A 22,471-nucleotide genomic window follows, 5' to 3' on the forward strand; every position below is an offset into this window, starting at 1 on the left:
TTTCTCCGCAATCCTGTCCAGGGCAACCCCGGCTAACGTACCGCAGCCTCAGCGTCCGTGGCGCTTCAACCATTGCCCCGCCAGCTCGCGGGCCCGGGCATCCACGGTGAATACTGCGTCGAGATCATCGAGGGCAACCACGGCCTCGAGATTCAAGACTTCCTCGATGATACTCGCGATCTCGAGGTAACGGACACGTCCATCAAGAAACGCGGCCACCGCCACCTCATTGGCAGCGTTCAACATGGCCGGGGCACTGTTGCCCGCCTCGGCCGCCTGCCGCGCCAGGCGCAGGCAAGGGAAGCGTTGTTCATCGGGGGCCTGGAAGTCCAGGCGGGCGATAGCGAACAAGTCCAGCGGCGCCACACCCGAATCGATTCGATCCGGCCAGGCCAGTGCGTTGGCGATGGGCGTGCGCATGTCCGGATTACCCAATTGGGCCAGCACTGAACCGTCTACATAGTCCACCAGCGAGTGGATCACGCTCTGCGGATGGATCACCACCTCGACCTGGGACGGCCTGGCATCGAAAAGCCAGCAGGCCTCGATCAGCTCAAGCCCCTTGTTCATCATGCTGGCCGAATCCACGGAAATCTTGCGCCCCATGGACCAGTTCGGATGAGCACAGGCCTGTTCGGGTGAAACATGTTCCAATTCTGACAGCGGCGTCTGCCGGAACGGACCGCCGGAAGCCGTCAGCAAGATCCGCCGGACACCCACAGCACCCAGGCCACGGGAAAAATCCCGCGGCATGCATTGAAAGATCGCATTGTGTTCGCTATCGATCGGCAGCAGCACCGAACCACTTTTGCCTACAGCCTGCATGAACAACGCGCCGGACATGACCAGCGCTTCCTTGTTGGCCAACAGGATCTTCTTGCCGGCCTCCACCGCAGCCAGCGTCGGGCGCAGGCCCGCAGCACCGACAATCGCCGCCATCACCGCATCGACCTCAGGGTCGGAGGCCACTTCGCACAGGCCCTCCTCGCCCACCAGCACGCGGGTTTGCAGGCCAGTGGCACGCAGGTCGTCCTGCAGCGCCCGTGCCGCGCCAACCTCGGGCACCACGGCAAACCGCGGGGTGTGACGGATGCACAACGCCAGCAGCTCGCTCAGGCGTGTAAAGCCGCTGAGGGCGAACACCTGGTAACGCTCCGGGTGCCGGCCGATGACATCCAAGGTACTCAGGCCGATCGAGCCGGTAGCGCCCAGGACAGTGATCTGCTGAGGACGACTCACGACGCCGCCATCCACAGCAGCACCGCGAAGATCGGGACCGCAGCGGTGAGGCTGTCGATGCGATCCAGCACGCCGCCATGGCCAGGCAACAGATTGCTACTGTCCTTGATTCCGGACTGGCGCTTGAACATGCTTTCGGTCAGGTCCCCGACTACCGAGACGAAGACAATCAGGGCGGCGCCAAACAGGCCGATCAGCAATTGGCCGGCGGTCCATTCCCGCATGACACCAACGACAGTCGTAATCACCAGGCTCAAGGCCAGGCCACCGTAGACCCCTTCCCAGCTCTTGCCAGGACTGACTTGAGGCGCAAGCTTGCGCTTGCCGAATGCCTTGCCGGAGAAGTAGGCCCCGACATCGGCACCCCAGACCAGCACCATCACGGCCATGATCTGCCAGTTGCCCAGTGCGCCTTGCTTGATCCAGATGAGGCCCTGCCAGGCCGGCAGCAGGATCAACAGACCGATCATCAGTTTGGTCGCGGCATTGGCCCAATGATGGGTCGTGCGAGGGTAGGTCAACACCAGAAAGGTCGCCGTCGCCCACCAAAGCACCGAAGCCCCCAGCACCCAGGGCGCAATACCGGGCACCACGTACATGACGAACAGCATGGCCGCCACGACGGCGGCGTAGGTCACACGGGCCGATTGCGCGGCAAAGCCGGCCAGCCGCGCCCATTCCCAAGCCCCCAGCGTCACGACCAGCCCGATGAACAGGGCGAAGCCCGCACCGTCAAGCAGGAAGAACCCGCACAGGGCGATGGGCAATAGGATCAGTGCAGTGATGATTCGTTGTTTGAGCATTAAACCCGGGCTCCAGCTTCGATCTGCTCGCTCGTTTTACCGAAACGACGCTGACGGGAAGCGAAATCAGCCAGCGCAACGCGCATGGCTTCGTGTTTGAAGTCCGGCCAGAACAGGTCGGAGAAGTACAGCTCGGCATACGCCAGCTGCCAAAGGAGAAAATTGCTGATGCGATGTTCGCCGCCGGTGCGGATACACAGATCCGGCAGCGGCAGGTCACCCGTGGCCAGGCAGGTCTGCAGCAGTTCAGGCGTGATGTCTTCCGGCCGCAAGTGACCGGCCTGGACTTCCCGCGCCAACCGCTGGGCTGCCTGGGCAATGTCCCACTGACCGCCGTAATTGGCGGCGATCTGCAGGACAAAACGGTCGGCGCCGGCCGTCGCGGCCTCGGCCTCGCGCATCGCAGCCTGCAATTCCGGATGAAAGCGCGAGCGATCACCGATGATGCGCAGGCTGATACTGTTCTCGTTGAGGCGCTTGGCCTCACGACGCAGGGCCTTGAGGAACAACTCCATCAAGGCACTGACCTCGTCGGCCGGACGCTGCCAGTTTTCGCTGGAGAAAGCGAACAAGGTCAGCACCTCGACGCCCGCCTCGGCGCACACCTCGATGACCGCGCGAACCGCGTCGACGCCCGCCTTATGCCCGGCGACACCGGGCATGAAGCGCTTCTTGGCCCAGCGATTGTTGCCGTCCATGATGATCGCTACGTGGCGCGGCACCGCGAACGACGCAGCCTGCTTGGTCTTATCCATGAAAACGAGACCCTTATACGGCCATCAGGTCCGCTTCTTTTTGCTTGGTGGCCGCATCGATATCAGCCTCTGCCTTGTCAGTCAGTTTCTGTATCTCGGCCGCTGCGCGACGCTCTTCGTCTTCGCTGATTTCCTTGTCCTTGACCAGCTTCTTCAGCTCACCCAGAGCGTCGCGTCGGATGTTGCGCACGGCAACCCGAGCATCCTCGGCGGCGCTGCGCGCCTGTTTGGTAAAGCCCTTGCGGGTTTCCTCGGTCAGGGCAGGCATGGAGATCAGCAACAATTCGCCCAGGTTGGTCGGATTGAGGTTCAGGCCGGCGCTCTGGATCGCTTTGTCGACCGCCGCGAGCATGTTGCGCTCGAAGGCCACGACTTGCAGGGTCCGCGAATCCTTCACGGTGATGTTGGCAACGCCGCTGATAGGCGTGTCGGTGCCATAGTAAGGAACCATCACGCTGCCCAGGATGCTCGGGTGCGCCTTGCCGGTACGGATCTGGCCAAAGGCGTGACTCAGGGACTCCAGGGATTTCTGCATACGCGCCTGGGCGTCTTTCTTGATTTCGTTGATCATTGTTGAACTTCCTCGATCAGGGTTCCTTCGGCGCCGCCATGCACGATATTCAACAGGGCACCGGGCTTGTTCATGTTGAAGACGCGCAGCGGCATCTTGTGGTCGCGGCACAGGCAGATAGCCGTCAGGTCCATGACCCCCAGCTTGCGATCCAGCACTTCATCGTAGGTCAGATGATCGAACTTCTCGGCATGCGGATCCTTGAACGGGTCGGCGGTGTAGACACCATCGACCTTGGTTGCCTTGAGCACGACATCGGCGTCGATTTCGATCGCTCGCAGGCAGGCCGCCGAATCCGTGGTGAAGAACGGATTACCGGTACCAGCGGCAAAAATCACCACTTCCTTGGAGTTGAGGTGGCGCATGGCTTTGCGGCGATCGTAGTGATCGGTCACGCCAACCATGGAAATGGCCGACATCACGATGGCCGAGATATTGGCACGCTCCAAGGCGTCGCGCATAGCCAGGGCGTTCATCACAGTGGCCAGCATGCCCATGTGGTCGCCCGTGACCCGATCCATGCCGGCCGCGCTCAGCGCCGCACCACGGAACAGGTTGCCGCCGCCGATGACCAGGCCGACCTGAACGCCGATCCCAACCAACTGACCCACTTCGAGGGCCATGCGGTCCAGCACCTTCGGATCGATCCCGAACTCTTCCGAGCCCATCAGGGCCTCGCCGCTAAGCTTGAGTAGAATGCGTTTATAGCGAGCCTGATAACCACTGCCCTGCTGAGCCATTGCGAATCTCTCCTGCGGCGTATTTGAAAATTCTTGGCAGACTGTTTGCAGCCTGCTCTCACTCTAGCGTGACGCTGACACAGCGCCATCGGAACACGGCTTTGTAAGCCAGTTCCGACAGGAAACCAATAAAAATCGGCATCCTTATCCGAAAAGAGGCTGCGCGCGTGAGCGGGCAGCCTCTTCTGGGCGACAGTTGTAAAAACCTGTCTTATTGCTTGCTGGCAGCTGCTACCTGGGCGGCAACTTCTTCAGCGAAGTTGTCGACCGGCTTCTCGATGCCATCGCCTACTTTGAAGTAGGTGAAGGAAACGATTTCAGCACCGGCTTTCTTCGCCAGGTCACCGACCTTGACTTCAGGGTTCTTGACGAACGCCTGCTCAACCAGGCTGGCTTCGGCCAGGAACTTGGAGATACGACCGGCCACCATCTTCTCGGCGATGTCGGCAGGCTTGCCCTTGAGCTTCTCTTCGTTCAACTGCAGGAAAACGCCTTTTTCGCGCTCGATCGCTTCAGCCGAAACGTCCGAAGGCAGCAGGAACTCAGGGTTGGTCGCTGCTACGTGCATGGCGATGTCTTTCGCCAGCTCGGTGTCGCCGCCCTTGAGGACAACAGCCACGCCGATCTTGTTGCCGTGCAGGTAGGTACCCACCACGTCACCTTCAACGCGAACCAGACGACGAATGTTGACGTTCTCGCCGGTCTTGCCAACCAGTACCAGGCGCGCTTGTTCCTGAGCCTCGATCAGCGGAGCTGCGTCGGTCAGTTTGTCAGCGAATGCTTTTTCGACGCTGGCAGCGACGAATGCCTTGAAGTCGTCCTGCAGAGCCAGGAAGTCGGTCTGGGAGTTGACTTCCAGCAGCACGGCGGCCTTGCCGTCGTCCTTGATGGCGATGGCGCCTTCAGCGGCAACGTTGCCAGCCTTCTTGGCAGCCTTGATGGCGCCCGAAGCACGCATGTCATCAATGGCTTTCTCGATGTCGCCGCCAGCCTTGGTCAAGGCTTTCTTGCAGTCCATCATGCCTTCGCCGGTACGCTCGCGCAGTTCTTTGACCAACGCTGCAGTAATCTCTGCCATTTCAAAATCCTCTTGGATAGGTTTTCAACCATTCCACCCGATCGAACGGGCGATCAATTCTTCCTGAAAAACCATTGCTTATAGACCGCGGCAGATTACAAACAGGTAGCTGCGCTGGCGACAAATGGTTTTCGAGGTGGCAAAAAGGGGGCCAAGCCCCCTTTTTGCTTACTGAGTCAACGCCAGGGCGTCAATTACTCAGCGGCTGCTGCCGGAGCTTCTTCAGCGAAGACTTCGGTGCCGCCTTGAACGTTGTTGCGACCACGGATAACAGCGTCAGCCATCGAACCCATGTACAGCTGGATGGCGCGGATGGCGTCATCGTTGCCTGGGATGATGTAGTCAACGCCTTCCGGGCTGCTGTTGGTATCGACAACGCCGATGACCGGGATACCCAGCTTGTTGGCTTCGGTGATCGCGATGCGCTCGTGGTCAACGTCGATCACGAACAGTGCGTCAGGCAGACCGCCCATGTCCTTGATACCGCCCAGGGAGCGGTCCAGCTTCTCAAGATCGCGAGTGCGCATCAGCGCTTCTTTCTTGGTCAGCTTGGCGAAAGTGCCGTCTTCGGACTGGACTTCAAGATCACGCAGACGCTTGATGGAAGCGCGGATGGTCTTGAAGTTGGTCAGCATGCCGCCCAACCAGCGGTGATCGACGTACGGCGAACCGCAACGTGCTGCTTCTTCAGCAACGATCTTGCCAGCGGAACGCTTGGTGCCGACGAACAGAATCTTGTTTTTGCCCTGGGCCAGGCGCTCTACGAAGGTCAGTGCTTCGTTGAACATCGGCAGGGTTTTTTCAAGGTTGATGATGTGGATCTTGTTACGCGCGCCGAAAATGTACTTGCCCATTTTCGGGTTCCAGTAACGGGTCTGGTGACCGAAGTGCACACCGGCCTTCAGCATATCGCGCATGTTGACTTGGGACATGATAGTTCCTTGATAAGTCGGGTTTGGCCTCCACGTATCCCAATGACCAACCAGCGGCTATATAAGCCGAAGGCACCCAGGTCATCGTGTCGACACGTGTGTGGATTTAAGCTCACGGGGTCATCCCCGGAAAGCGGCGCATTTTATACCACAGCAAGGGCGAAAACGGAATACGGATTCTGAAAACCTGTGGCAAGGGGATTGTGGGAGCAAGGCTTGTCCGCGATGAAGCCTATGCGGTCCTTCAGAAATCGAGTCGCCTGGGTCGCGAGCAAGCTTTGCTCCCACCCCCTTCCCCTCTCCACTGAGTTCGGCCTGGGGAGCTCTTTGTACTGTTCGTCTGTTAGAATCGCGTTTTCAGGGCCGCGCTGGTCATCATCCGCCGCCCATTTCGTTTTGGACAGCGCCGTCGGGCGCAAAGAGAGCCTGTATGACCGTTACCCTCAAGACTGCCGAGGACATCGCAAAAATGCGTGTTGCCGGCAAACTCGCCGCCGACGTGCTGGAAATGATCGCCGACTATGTCAAGCCAGGCGTGACCACCGAAGAGCTGGACCGCATCTGCCACGACTTCATCGTCAACGAGCAGAAGGCCATCCCCGCGCCGCTCAACTACAAGGGCTTCCCGAAGTCGATCTGCACCTCGATCAACCACGTGGTCTGCCACGGCATTCCCAACGAGAAACCGCTGAAGGACGGCGACACGCTGAACATTGATGTCACCGTGATCAAGGACGGCTATCACGGCGACACCAGCCGCATGTTCCATGTCGGCAACGTGCCGGAGTGGGCCCAGCGCCTGTCGAAGGTCACCCAGGAATGCATGTACATGGCCATCGAACTGGTGAAACCGGGCTGCCGCCTGGGAGACATCGGCGAAGTGATCCAGAAGCATGCGCAGAAGAACGGCTTTTCGGTGGTGCGTGAATTCTGCGGCCACGGCATTGGCAAGGTCTTCCACGAAGAACCGCAGATCCTGCACTACGGCCGTGCCGGCACCGGCATGGAGCTCCAGGCGGGCATGACCTTCACCATCGAGCCGATGATCAACCAGGGGCGCGCCGACACCAAGGTCCTGGGCGACGGCTGGACCGCCATCACCAAGGACCGCAAGCTGTCGGCCCAATGGGAGCACACCCTGCTGGTGACCGAGACCGGGTACGAAATCTTTACCCTGCGCAGCGACGACACCATCCCTCGCGTTTCCGCCTGAGCCCAATACAGCGCACAGCTATAGATAGATAGAAAGGAAAGCCATTCGATGCCGCAGGTGGATCCAGAACTCTTCGACCGTGGCCAGTTCCAGGCTGAACTGGCCCTGAAGGCAAGCCCCATCTCGGCCTTCAAGAAGGCGATCCGCCAGGCCCACGAAGTACTCGACCAGCGCTTTCGCGATGGCCGGGATATCCGTCGGCTGATCGAAGACCGCGCCTGGTTCGTCGACAACATCCTGCAGAAGGCCTGGGAGCAATTCGACTGGAGCCTGGATGCCGACATCGCCCTGGTGGCGGTGGGCGGCTACGGGCGTGGCGAGCTGCACCCCTACTCCGACATCGACCTGCTGATCCTGCTGGACAGCGCCGATCACGAGATCTTTCGCGACTCCATCGAGCGCTTCCTGACGCTGCTGTGGGACATCGGCCTGGAAGTCGGCCAGAGCGTACGCTCGGTGCAGGAATGCGCCGATGAAGCCCGCGCCGACCTGACGGTGGTGACCAACCTGATGGAAAGTCGCACCGTCGCCGGCCCCGAGCGGTTGCGCCAGCGCATGCTCGAGGTGACCAGCACGGCGCACATGTGGCCGAGCAAGGACTTCTTCCTGGCCAAGCGCGCCGAGCAGAAGGCGCGCCACCACAAATACAACGACACCGAATACAACCTGGAGCCCAACGTCAAAGGCTCACCCGGTGGGCTGCGGGACATCCAGACGATTCTGTGGGTCGCCCGTCGTCAGTACGGTACGCTGAACCTTCGGAACCTGGCCGGGGAAGGTTTCCTGGTGGAGAGCGAAAACGCCTTGCTGGCTTCGTCCCAGGAGTTTTTGTGGAAGGTCCGCTACGCCCTGCACATGCTCGCCGGACGTTCCGAAGACCGCTTGCTGTTCGATCACCAGCGCTCCATCGCGGGCCTGCTGGGTTTCGAAGGGCAGGATGCCAAGCAGTCCATCGAAAACTTCATGCAGCAGTACTATCGGGTGGTGATGAGCATTGCCCAGCTCAGCGAACTGATCATCCAGCATTTCGAGGAAGTCATCCTCGCACCGGAAGATACGGCGCCGCCACAGCCGATCAACTCCCGGTTCCAGTTGCACGATGGGTACATCGAAGCACGCAATGCCAATGTGTTCCGTCGAACGCCCTTCGCCATGCTCGAAATCTTCGTGCTGATGGCCCAGCAGCCGGAAATCAAGGGTGTACGCGCCGATACCATTCGCCTGCTGCGGGAAAACCGTCACCTGATCGACGACGACTTCCGCCACGACATCCGCAACACCAGCCTGTTCATCGAACTGTTCAAGTGCAAGATCGGCGTGCACCGCAACCTGCGGCGCATGAACCGCTACGGGATCCTGGGGCGTTACCTGCCGGAGTTCGGCTTCATCGTCGGGCAGATGCAGCACGACCTGTTCCATATCTATACCGTCGATGCCCACACCCTGAACCTGATCAAGCACCTGCGTAAGCTTCAGTACACCCAGGTGTCGGAAAAATTTCCGTTGGCCAGCAAGCTCATGGGCAAGTTGCCCAAGCCTGAACTGATCTATATGGCCGGGCTGTACCACGACATTGGCAAAGGTCGCCAGGGCGACCACTCGGAAGTCGGCGCGATGGATGCCGAGGCGTTTTGCCAGCGGCACCAGTTGCCCATCTGGGACAGCCGGTTGATTGTCTGGCTGGTGCAGAATCACCTGGTGATGTCGACCACCGCCCAACGCAAGGATCTGTCCGATCCGCAGGTGATCCACGACTTCGCTCAGATCGTCGGCGATGAAACCCGTCTGGATTACCTCTACGTGCTGACGGTGGCCGATATCAACGCTACCAACCCGACCCTGTGGAACTCCTGGCGCGCAAGCCTGTTGCGCCAGCTGTACACAGAGACCAAGCGGGCCTTGCGCCGTGGCCTGGAAAACCCGGTAGACCGTGAAGAGCAGATCCGTCGCACCCAAAGCGCTGCCCTGGATATCCTGGTGCGCGGTGGCACCGACCCGGACGACGTCGAACAGCTCTGGTCGCAACTGGGCGATGATTATTTCCTGCGTCACACCGCCGGCGATGTGGCCTGGCACAGCGACGCGATCCTGCAGCAACCGGCCGATGGCGGGCCGCTGGTATTGATCAAGGAAACCACGCAACGCGAGTTCGAAGGCGGCACGCAGATCTTCATCTACGCGCCGGACCAACACGACTTCTTCGCCGTGACCGTGGCCGCGATGGACCAGCTCAACCTCAACATCCACGATGCCCGGATCATCACCTCCAGCAGCCAGTTCACCCTCGACACCTATATCGTGCTCGACACCGAAGGCGATTCGATTGGTGACAATCCAAAACGGGTCAAGCAGATTCGCGATGGTCTCACCAACGCCCTGCGCAACCCGGCCGACTACCCGACCATCATCCAGCGGAGAGTGCCGCGCCAGCTCAAGCACTTCGCGTTCGCTCCGCAGGTGACGATCCACAACGATGCCCAGCGCCAGATCACGGTACTGGAGCTCAGCGCCCCGGACCGCCCCGGCCTGCTGGCACGGATCGGGCATATTTTCCTGGAGTTCGACCTGTCGCTGCAAAACGCCAAGATCGCCACCCTTGGCGAGCGGGTGGAAGACGTCTTCTTCATCACCGACGCGCAGAACCAGCCGCTGTCCGATCCCCTGCTGTGCAGTCGCCTGCAGGATGCGATCGTCCAGCATTTGAGCGTCAACCAGGAACCCGATACCAACCTGACACGCATCAACATCTGACCCCATGAATTCCCCTGTGGGAGCGAGCCTGCTCGCGATGGCGGCGCGACATTCAGCATTGAGATCGCCTGCCCTACCGCTATCGCGAGCAGGCTCGCTCCCACAGTCCCACATTGAACGAGGCCCCCATGAACAACGCTCTGAACCAGTTGCAGCCCTACCCGTTCGAAAAGCTCCGCGCCCTGCTGGGCAGCGTCACGCCCAACCCGGACAAGCGGCCGATTGCGTTGTCCATCGGTGAACCCAAGCACCGTTCACCCGGTTTTGTCGCCGAAGCCCTGGCCGGCAACCTGGACCAGATGGCCGTCTATCCGACCACGTTGGGTATCCCGGCCCTGCGGGAAGCCATCGCCAGCTGGTGCGAGCGACGCTTCAGCGTACCGAATGGCTGGCTCGACCCGGCGCGTCATGTGTTGCCGGTCAATGGCACCCGGGAGGCACTGTTCGCCTTCACCCAGACCGTGGTCAACCGTGGCGACGATGCGCTGGTGGTCAGCCCGAACCCCTTCTATCAGATCTACGAAGGCGCGGCGTTCCTGGCCGGGGCCAAGCCGCACTACCTGCCGTGCCTGGACGAGAACGGCTTCAACCCGGATTTCGACGCTGTTTCGGCGGACATCTGGAAACGCTGCCAGATCCTGTTCCTGTGCTCCCCTGGCAACCCGACCGGCGCCCTGATCCCGGTGGAGGTGCTGAAGAAACTCATTGCCCTGGCCGATGAGCACGACTTCGTGATCGCCGCCGACGAGTGCTACAGCGAACTGTACTTCGACGAACAGACCCCGCCACCGGGCCTGCTCAGTGCCTGCGTCGAACTTGGCCGCCAGGACTTCAAGCGCTGCGTGGTGTTCCACAGCCTGTCCAAGCGCTCCAACCTGCCGGGCCTGCGCTCCGGTTTCGTGGCGGGCGATGCGGACATCCTCAAGGGTTTCCTGCTGTATCGCACCTATCACGGCTGTGCGATGCCGGTGCAGACCCAACTGGCGAGCATCGCCGCGTGGAACGACGAAGAACACGTACGGGCCAACCGGACGCTGTACCGGGAGAAGTTCGACGCCGTGCTGGACATCCTCAGCCCGGTGCTGGACGTGCAACGCCCCGATGGCAGCTTCTACCTGTGGCCAAACGTGGCGGGCGACGACGCAGCCTTCTGCCGGGACCTGTTCGAACAGGAACACGTGACCGTGGTGCCGGGCTCCTACCTGTCCCGCGAAGTCGATGGCGTCAACCCGGGCGCCGGCCGCGTGCGCATGGCCCTGGTTGCACCGTTGGCCGAGTGCGTGGAAGCGGCGGAACGGATCCGGGCGTTCATCCAGCGTCGCGGGTGATGTTGTGGCGAGGGGATTTATCCCCGCTGGGCTGCGCAGCGGCCCCCAAAACAGACAACTCGGTGTGCCAGAACGATTGAGTTCACTGCTTTAGGGTTGCTGCGCAGCCCAACGGGGATAAATCCCCTCGCCACAGGTCCAGCGCTTCACAGGTATTTTTGTGTTTGCCTTTCGATTTATCGCGAGCAAGCTTTGCTCCCACAGTGGACTTGTGGGGCTCACACAACCTGTGATCGATACCGGATACTGTGGGAGCAAAGCTTGCTCGCGATATGGTCGGCACTATTACATCAAGTCCGAAGTTCTACCCGATCCAGGCACTTGTTCGCCAACAACATCCCCAGCTCAATCATCTGGGCCACTCCCAATGCTACATGTCGTCGCGAGCCGTCCTGATCGAAGGCAAGGTCATTGAGCATTGCATTGGCAGACGCCAGGGTTTCGCTGAGATTGGCCAGCAACACTTCGGTGTCGATACCGTCAGCCACCGTGAATAGCTGTACTGAGGGCTTGGGGTCTGACTCGCTGTCATCAGGCTTGAGGTAATGATCCAGCGCACGATCAGCAGCTTCTTGCAGCTTTTCAGGGGCGTAGTCGCCGTAGGGGAACGTGGAGGCAGGTTTGGGTGAGGTTTGAGATTCTTTGGTCATGAAACCGCTACCTAGAGCTGAAGTATTGGAAACCCTGCACTTAATAGCGCAGAAGTATGTGCTCCTAGGGAAAGTTCGGATTCTCACGTCCGGTCGCTGAATTGACAGCGACACCCAGAGGCTAGAGCCCTCGCTTCCGACGGACAACCTTAAAAACTCGTCGGAAACTTCGGTGCGTCTGACAGACGACTATCTGTCTGCTCAGACAAGAAAAGACATAAAACGTACCGCGAACGCCAAAGCCTTGATTTTGCTTACTTTGTATACCTACAGATCTCATTCAACCCTGTGACGAGAGTTCAAGCTGGTTTGAATTCGCTATCGCCGCTAGCCATAATCGACCCCGTCACCAGCGAGAGCTGGCAGGAGTCTGGGTCCCTATCGAGGTTGATCCAGCGGCGCGGAAAGGGCGAAGCAAGCTCATCTGCATATCGATTGGAAGCCGCCTCCGGGCGGCTTTGCTTTTTAGGAAAATCAAGGATTGCCTCCCAAGCAAGGCGATGTTTCACACAATCATAAAGACCCACCTCCACCCTGAAAGACCGCAAATCACCCTGAGCAGTCGCGAAACCGTCCGGTCATGGCATAATCCTTCACCTTTTATTTCCGGCACCTGCAAAGGGGGCAGTTCCTTGACCGATTCAAGCAAAACGTTGCACCTTTTCGGCATCAAAGCCTGCGACACCATGAAAAAGGCGCGCACCTGGCTCGATGACCACGCTGTGCGCTACGACTTTCACGATTACAAGACCGCCGGCATCGACCGTGAGCACCTGACCCAATGGTGCGACGAGCATGGCTGGCAAGTGGTGTTGAACCGTGCCGGTACGACCTTTCGCAAGCTCGACGACGAACGCAAAGCCGATCTCGACCAGTCGAAAGCCATCGAACTGATGCTCGCCCAACCCTCGATGATCAAGCGCCCGGTGCTCGATCTCGGTGACCGTACCCTGATTGGCTTCAAGCCTGATATCTACGCGGCAGAAATCAAGTAAGCCTGCCCAGTCCATTTTGTTGAGGTAATGTTCATGTCCACTACCCTGTTCAGCCTGGCCTTCGGCGTCGGCACCCAAAACCGTCAAGGCGCCTGGCTGGAAGTGTTCTACGCACAGCCACTGCTCAACCCGTCGGCCGACATCATCAAGGCCATCGCGCCGATCCTGGGCTACAGCGAAGGCAACCAGGCCATCACCTTCACCACCGCCCAGGCCTCGCAACTGGCTGAAGCCCTCAAGGGTGTCGATGCCGCACAAGCCGCGTTGCTGACCCGCCTGGCCGAAAGCCACAAGCCGCTGGTCGCCACCCTGCTGGCTGAAGATGCGCAACTGAGCTCCACCCCCGAGGCCTACCTCAAGCTGCATTTGCTGTCCCATCGCCTGGTCAAGCCCCATGGCCTGAACCTGGCCGGCATTTTCCCGCTGCTGCCGAACGTGGCCTGGACCAGCCAGGGTGCGATCGACCTCAGCGAACTGGCCGAGCATCAGCTCGAAGCTCGTCTGCGTGGCGAGCTGCTGGAAGTGTTCTCGGTGGACAAGTTCCCGAAAATGACTGACTACGTGGTTCCGGCCGGCGTGCGTATCGCCGATGCCGCACGGATCCGCCTGGGCGCCTACGTGGGCGAAGGCACCACCGTGATGCACGAAGGTTTCGTCAACTTCAACGCCGGCACCGAAGGCCCGGGCATGATCGAAGGCCGTGTGTCGGCTGGCGTGTTCGTCGGCAAGGGCTCGGACCTGGGTGGCGGTTGCTCCACCATGGGCACCCTGTCGGGTGGCGGCAACATCGTGATCAAGGTCGGCGAAGGCTGCCTGATCGGCGCCAACGCCGGTATCGGTATTCCGTTGGGCGACCGCAACACCGTGGAATCGGGACTGTACGTGACCGCCGGCACCAAGGTGGCGCTGCTGGACGAGAACAACCAGTTGGTCAAAGTGGTCAAGGCCCGCGACCTGGCCGGCCAGCCTGACCTGCTGTTCCGTCGCAACTCCGAAACCGGCGCGGTGGAATGCAAGACCCACAAGTCGGCCATCGAGCTGAACGAAGCACTGCACGCGCATAACTAAGCCGCTTCACCGTCACCTGTGGGAGCAAGTCCGCTGCCCACAGGTGATGGCGTAACCCGGCAGGGCCCGAAAGCATGTTGATTCCATCCCCCTGGCGTGCCGATTTCCCGGCCATCGCCGCCCTGCAACGGCAAGGCCAGACCTACCTGGACAATGCCGCCACCACGCAAAAACCCCAAGCCCTGCTGGATGCCCTGGCGCATTACTACGCCAATGGCGCGGCTAACGTGCACCGGGCGCAACACCTGCCGGGCGCTCATGCCACCCAGGCGTTCGAAGACAGTCGCCTCAAGGTGTCGCAATGGCTCAATGCGGGGGAATGCGGGCAGATCGTGTTTACCCACGGCGCCACGTCGGCGCTGAACCTCCTGGCCTACGGGCTGGAACATCTGTTCAATCCGGGCGATGAAATCGTCATCAGCGCCCTGGAGCACCACGCCAACCTGCTGCCCTGGCAGCAACTGGCCGAACGCCGTTCGTTGACGCTGGTGGTGTTGCCGCTCGACACCCATGGGGTCATCGACCTGGATGCCGCCGCCGACCTGATTGGCCCGCGCACGCGCTTGCTGGCGGTGAGCCAACTGTCCAACGTGCTTGGCACCTGGCAACCCTTACCGGCGCTCTTGGCACTGGCCAAGGCCCAGGACGCCTTGACGGTCATCGACGGCGCCCAGGGTGTGGTCCACGGCCGTCACGATGTGCAGGCCCTGGGATGCGATTTCTATGTATTTTCCAGCCACAAGCTCTACGGCCCCGAAGGGCTGGGTGTGCTGTTTGGCCGCAACGAAGCGCTCCATAACCTGCGTCATTGGCAATTCGGTGGCGAAATGGTGCAGCAGGCTGACTACCACCGCGCCTCGTTCCGCCCTGCGCCACTGGGCTTCGAAGCCGGCACACCCCCCATCGCCAGTGTGATCGGCCTGGGAGCAACCCTGGATTACCTGTCCGCGCTCGACGCACAAGATGTCATTGACCATGAGGCAGCGCTACACGACTACCTGCTCCACGGCCTGCTGGCGCGCAACGGTGTGCGCCTGGTGGGCAATCCACGGCTGGCGCTGGTCAGTTTCGTGGTGGACGGCGTACACAATGCCGACCTGGCCCATCTGCTGACCGAACAAGGCATTGCCGTGCGCGCCGGGCATCACTGTGCCATGCCGCTGTTCAAGCATTTGCAGTTGTCGGGGGCGATCCGGGTGTCTCTGGCGCTGTACAACGACTCCGCCGATATCGAGCGTTTCTTCGAAGCCCTCGACCAGGCCCTGGAGATGCTGCGATGAACCTGCCTACCGATGCCGCCACAGCGCTGCAGATCTTCCAGGATGCCTCAGGCTGGGAACAACGCGCCCGGTTGCTGATGCAATGGGGCGAACGGCTGCCGCCGCTGAAGGAGGCGGACAAGTGCGACACCAACCTCGTCAATGGCTGCGAAAGCCAGGTATGGCTGGTGGGACGGTTGCAGGACGGACACTGGCAGTTTGCTGCCAGCAGCGATGCGCGGTTGATTCGCGGGTTGGTGGCGCTGTTGCTGGCGCGGGTCAATGGCTTGTCGGCCGAAGCGTTGCAGCAGGTGGATTTGTCGGACTGGTTCAATCAGTTGGGGTTGTCGCGACAGCTGTCGCCGTCGCGCAGCAATGGGTTGAATGCGGTGTTGCAGCGGATGCGTGAACTGACTTAGCGGCCGAACGCGGAGCGTCCGTAGAGGCATTCCCACGCAGAGCGTGGGAACGATCTCACGTCCTATCAGCCGGCCGTCGCACACCCGCGACAATCTTATCCACAGCCTTGGTCGCCGCGACCATGCCGAACGTCGCCGTCACCATCATCACCGCGCCAAACCCGCCAGCGCAGTCGAGCTTCACGCCATCGCCGACAAAACTCTTCTGCAAGCAGATGCTGCCATCGGGTTTGGGGTAGCGCAGTTGCTCGGTGGAAAACACGCAGGGCACGCTGTAGTGACGGGTCACGGTGCGGGAAAAACCGTAGTCGCGGCGCAAAGTAGAACGTACTTTCGAAGCCAGCGGATCGTTGAAGGTGCGGTTCAGGTCGCAGACCTGGATCAGCGTCGGGTCGATCTGCCCGCCCGCGCCGCCGGTGGTGATGATCTGGATCTTGCGACGCTTGCACCAGGCGATCAGCGCAGCCTTGGCGTTGACACTGTCAATGCAGTCGATCACACAGTCGATGTTCGGCGTGATGTATTCGGCCATGGTGTCGCGGGTGACGAAATCCGCCACGGCGTGCACCGTGCAATCGGGATTGATCCCGCGCAGGCGCTCGGCCATCACCTCGACCTTGGGTTTGCCGACGGTGCTGTCCAGGGCATGCAACTGACGGTTGGCATTGCTGACGCAGACGTCGTCCAGGTCGAACAGCGAAATCTCGCCCACGCCACACCGGGCAATGGCTTCCGCCGCCCAGGAACCGACCCCGCCCACCCCGACAATCGCCACATGGGCCGCCCGCAGCCGCTCCAGGCCTTCGAGGCCATACAAACGGGCGATGCCGGCAAACCGTGGATCTTCTGTACTCATGACCATTACCCCAAAAACCGGCGCGCATTATAGGGCACGGGAAAACCATTGTGGGAGCGAGCCTGCTCGCGATGGCGGTGCTTCAGTCAATATCACCGCCACTGATCCTCCGCCATCGCGAGCAGGCTCGCTCCCACAGGGTTTTGTGCTCCAACCGACAGACACCGGGGGCCAACGATTGCCGTTTTGCTATAAGATAACCGCCATTTTGCGGGGAGCCTGCCCGCTTCAGCACTCGCCTTGCGTTTACACAATATTCCCGGAGTTTTCCATGACGGCCCACGCCGACCTCTCGCCGACCCTGCAACTCGCCTGCGACCTGATCCGCCGTCCGTCCGTGACGCCGGTGGATGCCGATTGCCAGAAACTGATGATGCAGCGCTTGGGCGATGCGGGTTTCAAGCTCGAGCCGATGCGCATCGAGGATGTGGATAACTTCTGGGCCAGCCATGGCAAGCACGAAGGTCCGGTGCTGTGCTTCGCCGGGCACACCGACGTGGTGCCGACCGGTCCGGTGCAGGCCTGGCAACTCGATCCGTTCGATGCGGTCATCGACGACCAGGGCATGCTCTGTGGCCGTGGCGCGGCTGACATGAAGGGCAGCCTCGCGGCGATGGTGGTGGCGGCCGAGCGGTTCGTCACCGACTACCCGGACCACAAGGGCTCGATCACCTTCCTGATCACCAGTGATGAAGAAGGCCCGGCCCACCACGGCACCAAGGCCGTGGTGGAGCGCCTCAAGGCCCGTCAGGAGCGCCTGGACTGGTGCATCGTCGGCGAGCCGTCGAGCACCACCCTGGTGGGCGACGTGGTCAAGAACGGCCGTCGCGGCTCCCTCGGCGCGAAGCTGACCGTGCGCGGCAAACAAGGCCACGTGGCCTACCCGCACCTGGCGAAGAACCCGATCCACCTGGCGGCTCCGGCGCTGGCGGAACTGGCCGCCGAGCATTGGGACCATGGCAACGATTTCTTCCCGCCCACCAGTTTCCAGATCTCCAACCTCAACTCCGGCACCGGCGCGACCAACGTGATCCCGGGTGACCTGGTGGCGGTGTTCAACTTCCGCTTCTCCACCGAGTCCACCGTCGAAGGCCTGCAGCAGCGCGTCGCCGATATTCTCGACAAGCATCAACTGGACTGGCACATCGACTGGGCCCTGTCCGGCCTGCCGTTCCTCACCGAGCCCGGCGCACTACTGGACGCCGTGTCGTCGAGCATCAAGGACGTGACCGGTCGCGAGACTCAGGCCTCCACCAGCGGTGGCACGTCCGACGGTCGTTTCATCGCCACCATGGGCACCCAAGTGGTGGAACTGGGCCCGGTCAACGCGACCATCCACCAGGTCAACGAACGCGTGCTGGCGGCCGATCTCGATGTACTCACCGAGATCTACTACAAGACGCTGATCAAGTTGCTCGCCTGATGCTGGCCTGCCCGATCTGCAGTGAGCCGCTGAACGCGGTGGACAACGGCGTGGCCTGCTCGGCCGGGCATCGGTTCGACCGCGCACGCCAGGGCTACCTGAACCTGTTGCCGGTGCAGCACAAGAACAGCCGCGACCCCGGTGACAACCAGGCCATGGTCGAAGCCCGTCGCGACTTCCTCAACGCCGGGCACTACGCCCCCGTCGCCCGCCGCCTGGCCGAGTTGGCGGCAGAACGCAGCCCCGGCCGCTGGCTGGACATCGGCTGTGGCGAGGGCTACTACACCGCGCAGATCGCCGACGCGCTGCCCGATGCCGATGGCTATGCCCTGGATATCTCTCGCGAGGCGGTCAAGCGCGCCTGCAAACGCAATCCACAGCTGACCTGGTTGATCGCCAGCATGGCGCGGGTGCCGCTGGCCGACGGCTGCTGCCAATTCCTGGCGAGCGTGTTCAGCCCACTGGACTGGCAGGAGGCCAAGCGCCTGCTGAGCCCCGGTGGTGGCCTGATGAAAGTCGGCCCCACCCGCGGCCACCTGATGGAATTGCGCGAACGCCTGTACGACGAAGTGCGCGAGTACACCGATGACAAGCACCTGGCGCTGGTGCCTTCAGGCATGGCGCTGGAGCACAGCGAAACCCTGGCATTCAAGCTGATACTCGAGAACGGCCAGGACCGCGCCAACCTGCTGGCGATGACGCCCCACGGCTGGCGCGCCAGTGCCGAGCGCCGCGCCAGCGTGATCGAGCAGGCCGAGCCGTTCGAAGTCACGGTGTCGATGCGCTACGATTATTTCGTTCTTCAATAACCTTTTGATTCCGGGTCCCGGGCCGTCGCTCGGGACCAGTTAAATCCGCGAATGGATTTTTCGAGACCGCAATGAGGACATCCATGCGCCAACCCGATATCGAGATCTACCTCAAAGACGCTGACGTCGACCACAAGGCCATCGCCGCCTGGCTGACCCAGGCGCTGGGCCCGTGCAGCGAATGGACCCAGAAAGGCCAGACCTACAAGTGCAAGGCCGGCGACATCCCGGTGACCTGGCTGCCCAAGGCCGTGGGTAAATGGAACAGCCTGTACCTGGAAAGCGACCGGACCCCATGGGATGACGACATCGCCTGTGCCCGCGCCGCGTTCGCCGCACTGAATGTCGAAGTACGCTGCGCGCCCGGCTCGTGGGTGGAAGAGGAAGGAGAGGAATCGGCCGACCGCTGGATTCGCATCAGTGCCGATGGGGAAGAAGAGATTACCTGGAAGACGGCCTGATTCGAGTTCAGGCCTCAACAGATCCGAATGTGGGAGCGAGCCTGCTCGCGATAGCGGTATGTCAGTCGATTATGTATTGCCTGATATACCGCTATCGCGAGCAGGCTCGCTCCCACAAGGGGTTTGCAGTGTTTTTTGGAAGAGTGGGTTACAGCCCTACCACATCCTCAGCCTGCAAGCCCTTCTGCCCTTCCACCACCGCATATTCGACCTGCTGGCCTTCGGTCAACGAACGGTGGCCTTCGCCGCGGATCGCGCGGTAATGCACGAATACATCCGCCCCGCCTTCGCGCTGGATGAAGCCGTATCCCTTGGCGTCATTGAACCACTTCACATTGCCGGTCTCGCGTGCAGCCATGATGCTCACTCCCATTTCTTATTGTTAAGTCGGCTTCTATCTGCCAAAGCCGTACGAACCTTCGCCACCGTCTGGCCGTCCAAGGGGAGGCCGGGGCAGTAACCCGTCGAGTATATGACACCCGGAAAAACTCTCAACTGACTTTACTTCGGTGCTTTTTTGCCGATTTTCGACGAATCCGGCACACTAGCGACCGTTTATCCTATCCACTCACGCAGAAGCCGTATGACCCGCTCCCCGTTCCGTCGTCTTGTGTTTGGCACCCTGCGCCGGCTGTTGTACCTCTGGGTTCGCTCAGAGACGATCAACCAGTCGTCCTTTACCCTCAACCTCGACCGCAGCCGTCCGGTGTTCTACGTCCTGCAAGACCCTTCGCTCACCGACCTGGCGGTACTCGACACCGAGTGCACCAAGGCCGGCCTGCCCCGCCCGGTGTTGCCGGTGTCGGTGGGCAACCTGCTGGAACCGGCGGCATTCTTCTACCTGACGCCAGCGCCGGATTGGCTGGGACGCCAGGACAAACGCGGCGCGCCACCGACCCTGACGCGCCTGGTCAACGTGCTGGCCCACAATGCTGCCGAAGACGCTCAGATCATTCCGGTCAGCGTGTTCTGGGGACAGTCGCCCGACAGCGAATCCAGCCCGTGGAAACTGCTATTCGCCGACAGCTGGGCCGTCACCGGACGCCTGCGTCGCCTGCTCAGCATCATGATCCTGGGACGCAAGACCCGCGTGCAATTCTCCGCGCCCATCCACCTGCAGGAATTGATCGAGCACGACAAAGGCCACGAACGCACCGTGCGCATGGCCCAGCGGATCCTGCGGGTGCACTTCCGCAACCTGAAAGCGGCGGTCATCGGTCCCGACATTTCCCACCGACGCAATCTCGTCAAGGGCCTGGTGAACCAGCCATTGGTCAAGCAAGCGATTGCCGACGAGGCCGAGCGGGAAAAAATCTCTGCGGAAAAAGCCAAGGCCCTGGCCTTGCGCTACGGCAACGAAATCGCCTCGGACTACACCTACACTGCCATTCGTTTCCTGGAAGTGGTACTGAGCTGGTTCTGGAACAAGATCTACGATGGCATCAAGGTCAATAATATCGAAGGCGTGCAAGACATCGCCCCAGGCCACGAAGTCATTTATGTACCGTGCCACCGCAGCCATATCGACTACCTGTTGCTGTCGTACCTACTGTTCCGCAATGGCCTGACCCCACCGCACATCGCCGCCGGCATCAACCTCAACATGCCGGTGATCGGCAGCCTGCTGCGCCGTGGCGGGGCGTTCTTCATGCGCCGTACCTTCAAGGGCAACCCGCTCTACACCGCCGTGTTCAACGAGTACCTGCACACGTTGTTCACCAAGGGTTTTCCAGTGGAGTACTTCGTCGAGGGTGGTCGTTCGCGCACCGGGCGCATGCTGCAACCCAAGACCGGCATGCTTGCCATCACCCTGCGCAGCTTCCTGCGTTCATCGCGCACGCCCATCGTGTTCGTCCCCGTCTACATCGGTTATGAGCGGGTGCTGGAAGGCCGTACCTACCTGGGTGAATTGCGCGGGGCCAGCAAGAAAAAGGAATCGATCTTCGACATCTTCAAGGTCATTGGTGCCCTCAAGCAGCGCTTCGGCCAGGTGGCGGTGAACTTCGGCGAGCCGATCAAACTGGCCGAGTTCCTTGATGGCGAACAGCCGGATTGGCGCCAGCAGGAGCTGGGGCCGCAGTTCAAGCCGGCCTGGCTCAACGCGACCACCCATCGCCTGGGTGAGCGCGTGGCCCGGCACCTGAACGAAGCCGCCGCCATCAACCCGGTCAATCTCGTGGCCCTGGCGCTGCTGTCCACCAGCCGCCTGGCCCTCGACGATCAGGCCATGGCCCGGGTGCTGGACCTGTACCTGGCGTTGCTGCGCAAAGTACCGTATTCGCCCCACACCACATTGCCGGAGGGGGATGGCCGGGCATTGATCGAACATGTAAAAGGCATGGACCTGCTGTCGGAACAGAACGATGCCCTGGGCAAGATCCTGTACCTGGATGAGCAGAATGCGGTGCTGATGACCTACTACCGCAACAACGTACTGCACATCTTTGCCCTGCCGGCGTTGCTGGCGAGTTTTTTCCAGAGTTCCTCACGTATGAGCCGCGAGCAGATCCTGCGCTACACCCGCGCCTTGTACCCATACCTGCAATCGGAATTGTTCATTCGCTGGTCGCTGGAACAACTGGACGACGTGATCGACCAGTGGCTCGAAGCGTTCGTCGAACAGGGCCTGCTGCGTTTCGAAAATGACCTGTACCTGCGTCCGGTGCCGAGTTCGCGGCACTTCGTGCTGCTGACCCTGCTGTCCAAAAGCATCGCCCAAGCCCTGCAACGCTTCTACATGACCGTCTCGCTGCTGCTCAACAGCGGCCAGAACAGCATCAGCGCCGAAGAGCTGGAAGACCTCTGCACCGTCATGGCCCAGCGCCTGTCGATCCTGCACGGCCTGAACGCGCCGGAATTCTTCGACAAGACCCTGTTCCGCCATTTCATTCAGACGATGCTCGACCTTGACGTTCTGCGCAGAGACGAAGCCGGCAAGCTAAGCTATCACGAACTGCTGGGCGAACTGGCCGAAGGCGCCGCCAAACGGGTGCTGCCGGCGGAGATTCGTTTGTCGATCCGCCAAGTGGCGTTGCATCGCAGTGAAGATGCGGCGGATCAGGTTGCTCCGGTGACCCAGGATTGATTCCCACCGGCGCCGGGCTGTTTCCTGGCGCCCTCG

Annotated in this window: 21 protein-coding genes; 11 read left to right on the top strand and 10 right to left on the bottom strand. The window is 61.1% G+C overall.

Going from position 1 to position 22,471, the window contains the following annotated elements; translation table 11 throughout:
- Positions 1–48: 48 nt before the first annotated feature.
- From ispC to rpsB, 7 genes are all read right to left on the bottom strand, one after another.
- Positions 49–1,239, bottom strand: a complete 1,191-nt coding sequence (gene ispC / locus CGA22_RS08780; protein WP_041021812.1) for a 1-deoxy-D-xylulose-5-phosphate reductoisomerase — start codon at positions 1,237–1,239, stop codon at positions 49–51.
- A complete protein-coding gene (locus CGA22_RS08785) occupies positions 1,236–2,042 on the bottom strand; it encodes a phosphatidate cytidylyltransferase (protein ID WP_041021813.1) in 807 nt (268 codons plus the stop codon). Before CGA22_RS08785 ends, ispC begins: the two co-directional genes overlap by 4 nt.
- Entirely contained in the window at positions 2,042–2,797 is a 756-nt protein-coding gene (gene uppS, locus CGA22_RS08790) for a polyprenyl diphosphate synthase (RefSeq protein ID WP_024779014.1), read from the bottom strand. Before uppS ends, CGA22_RS08785 begins: the two co-directional genes overlap by 1 nt.
- Before the next feature lie 13 nt (positions 2,798–2,810).
- Positions 2,811–3,368, bottom strand: coding sequence for a ribosome recycling factor (frr, locus tag CGA22_RS08795; RefSeq protein ID WP_041021814.1), 558 nt, complete (start codon positions 3,366–3,368; stop codon positions 2,811–2,813).
- A complete protein-coding gene (gene pyrH, locus CGA22_RS08800; protein ID WP_003198235.1) occupies positions 3,365–4,108 on the bottom strand; it encodes a UMP kinase in 744 nt (247 codons plus the stop codon). Before pyrH ends, frr begins: the two co-directional genes overlap by 4 nt.
- A 211-nt stretch (positions 4,109–4,319) precedes the next feature.
- Positions 4,320–5,186 carry a translation elongation factor Ts gene (gene tsf / locus CGA22_RS08805; protein ID WP_041021815.1) on the bottom strand — a complete coding sequence of 289 codons (867 nt, stop codon included), beginning with the start codon at positions 5,184–5,186 and terminating at the stop codon, positions 4,320–4,322.
- A 194-nt stretch (positions 5,187–5,380) separates the two neighbouring features.
- Entirely contained in the window at positions 5,381–6,118 is a 738-nt protein-coding gene (gene rpsB / locus CGA22_RS08810) for a 30S ribosomal protein S2 (RefSeq protein ID WP_033034560.1), read from the bottom strand.
- Between the two features lie 430 nt (positions 6,119–6,548).
- Between rpsB and map the strand changes: the two genes are divergently transcribed.
- The 3 genes from map (at position 6,549) to dapC (ending at position 11,410) form a co-directional block, all read left to right on the top strand.
- Positions 6,549–7,331 carry a type I methionyl aminopeptidase gene (gene map, locus CGA22_RS08815; protein WP_139647348.1) on the top strand — a complete coding sequence of 261 codons (783 nt, stop codon included), beginning with the start codon at positions 6,549–6,551 and terminating at the stop codon, positions 7,329–7,331.
- A 48-nt stretch (positions 7,332–7,379) separates the two neighbouring features.
- A complete protein-coding gene (locus CGA22_RS08820; protein WP_041021817.1) occupies positions 7,380–10,082 on the top strand; it encodes a [protein-PII] uridylyltransferase in 2,703 nt (900 codons plus the stop codon).
- A 128-nt stretch (positions 10,083–10,210) separates the two neighbouring features.
- Positions 10,211–11,410, top strand: a complete 1,200-nt coding sequence (gene dapC, locus CGA22_RS08825; protein ID WP_041020836.1) for a succinyldiaminopimelate transaminase — start codon at positions 10,211–10,213, stop codon at positions 11,408–11,410.
- A gap of 290 nt (positions 11,411–11,700) precedes the next feature.
- Here the strand turns inward: dapC and CGA22_RS08830 are convergent, their stop codons facing one another.
- A complete protein-coding gene (locus CGA22_RS08830; protein WP_041020837.1) occupies positions 11,701–12,060 on the bottom strand; it encodes a DUF6124 family protein in 360 nt (119 codons plus the stop codon).
- A 632-nt stretch (positions 12,061–12,692) separates the two neighbouring features.
- On the opposite strand from CGA22_RS08830, the gene CGA22_RS08835 reads away from it, so the two are divergent.
- From CGA22_RS08835 to CGA22_RS08850, 4 genes are all read left to right on the top strand, one after another.
- Positions 12,693–13,055, top strand: a complete 363-nt coding sequence (locus CGA22_RS08835) for an ArsC family reductase (protein WP_041020838.1) — start codon at positions 12,693–12,695, stop codon at positions 13,053–13,055.
- A gap of 33 nt (positions 13,056–13,088) precedes the next feature.
- Positions 13,089–14,123: a 2,3,4,5-tetrahydropyridine-2,6-dicarboxylate N-succinyltransferase gene (gene dapD / locus CGA22_RS08840; protein WP_041020848.1), complete on the top strand. Its 1,035-nt coding sequence runs from the start codon at positions 13,089–13,091 to the stop codon at positions 14,121–14,123.
- 74 nt (positions 14,124–14,197) lie between these two features.
- Positions 14,198–15,403 carry a cysteine desulfurase gene (locus CGA22_RS08845; RefSeq protein ID WP_041020839.1) on the top strand — a complete coding sequence of 402 codons (1,206 nt, stop codon included), beginning with the start codon at positions 14,198–14,200 and terminating at the stop codon, positions 15,401–15,403.
- Positions 15,400–15,801: a SufE family protein gene (locus CGA22_RS08850; RefSeq protein ID WP_041020840.1), complete on the top strand. Its 402-nt coding sequence runs from the start codon at positions 15,400–15,402 to the stop codon at positions 15,799–15,801. Before CGA22_RS08845 ends, CGA22_RS08850 begins: the two co-directional genes overlap by 4 nt.
- Positions 15,802–15,856: 55 nt before the next feature.
- Here the strand turns inward: CGA22_RS08850 and tcdA are convergent, their stop codons facing one another.
- Positions 15,857–16,657: a tRNA cyclic N6-threonylcarbamoyladenosine(37) synthase TcdA gene (gene tcdA, locus CGA22_RS08855; protein WP_370444483.1), complete on the bottom strand. Its 801-nt coding sequence runs from the start codon at positions 16,655–16,657 to the stop codon at positions 15,857–15,859.
- 271 nt (positions 16,658–16,928) lie between these two features.
- Between tcdA and dapE the strand changes: the two genes are divergently transcribed.
- The 3 genes from dapE to CGA22_RS08870 all read left to right on the top strand — a co-directional run bounded on the left by dapE (position 16,929) and on the right by CGA22_RS08870 (position 19,350).
- Positions 16,929–18,080 carry a succinyl-diaminopimelate desuccinylase gene (dapE, locus tag CGA22_RS08860; protein WP_041020842.1) on the top strand — a complete coding sequence of 384 codons (1,152 nt, stop codon included), beginning with the start codon at positions 16,929–16,931 and terminating at the stop codon, positions 18,078–18,080.
- Positions 18,080–18,889 (top strand): putative RNA methyltransferase, encoded by an 810-nt coding sequence (locus tag CGA22_RS08865; RefSeq protein ID WP_041020843.1) that lies wholly within the window; start codon positions 18,080–18,082, stop codon positions 18,887–18,889. The genes dapE and CGA22_RS08865 overlap by 1 nt, the downstream gene beginning before the upstream one ends.
- Positions 18,890–18,972: 83 nt before the next feature.
- Positions 18,973–19,350: a hypothetical protein gene (locus CGA22_RS08870; protein ID WP_041020844.1), complete on the top strand. Its 378-nt coding sequence runs from the start codon at positions 18,973–18,975 to the stop codon at positions 19,348–19,350.
- A 148-nt stretch (positions 19,351–19,498) separates the two neighbouring features.
- On the opposite strand, the gene CGA22_RS08875 is transcribed toward CGA22_RS08870, so the two are convergent.
- Entirely contained in the window at positions 19,499–19,708 is a 210-nt protein-coding gene (locus CGA22_RS08875; RefSeq protein WP_003184959.1) for a cold-shock protein, read from the bottom strand.
- Positions 19,709–19,933: 225 nt separating this feature from the next.
- Between CGA22_RS08875 and plsB the strand changes: the two genes are divergently transcribed.
- Positions 19,934–22,435 (top strand): glycerol-3-phosphate 1-O-acyltransferase PlsB, encoded by a 2,502-nt coding sequence (plsB, locus tag CGA22_RS08880; protein ID WP_041020845.1) that lies wholly within the window; start codon positions 19,934–19,936, stop codon positions 22,433–22,435.
- The last annotated feature ends 36 nt before the right edge of the window (positions 22,436–22,471 follow it).

The organism is Pseudomonas sp. PSB18 (genome assembly GCF_014596565.1).
Taxonomy (GTDB): Bacteria; Pseudomonadota; Gammaproteobacteria; order Pseudomonadales; family Pseudomonadaceae; genus Aquipseudomonas.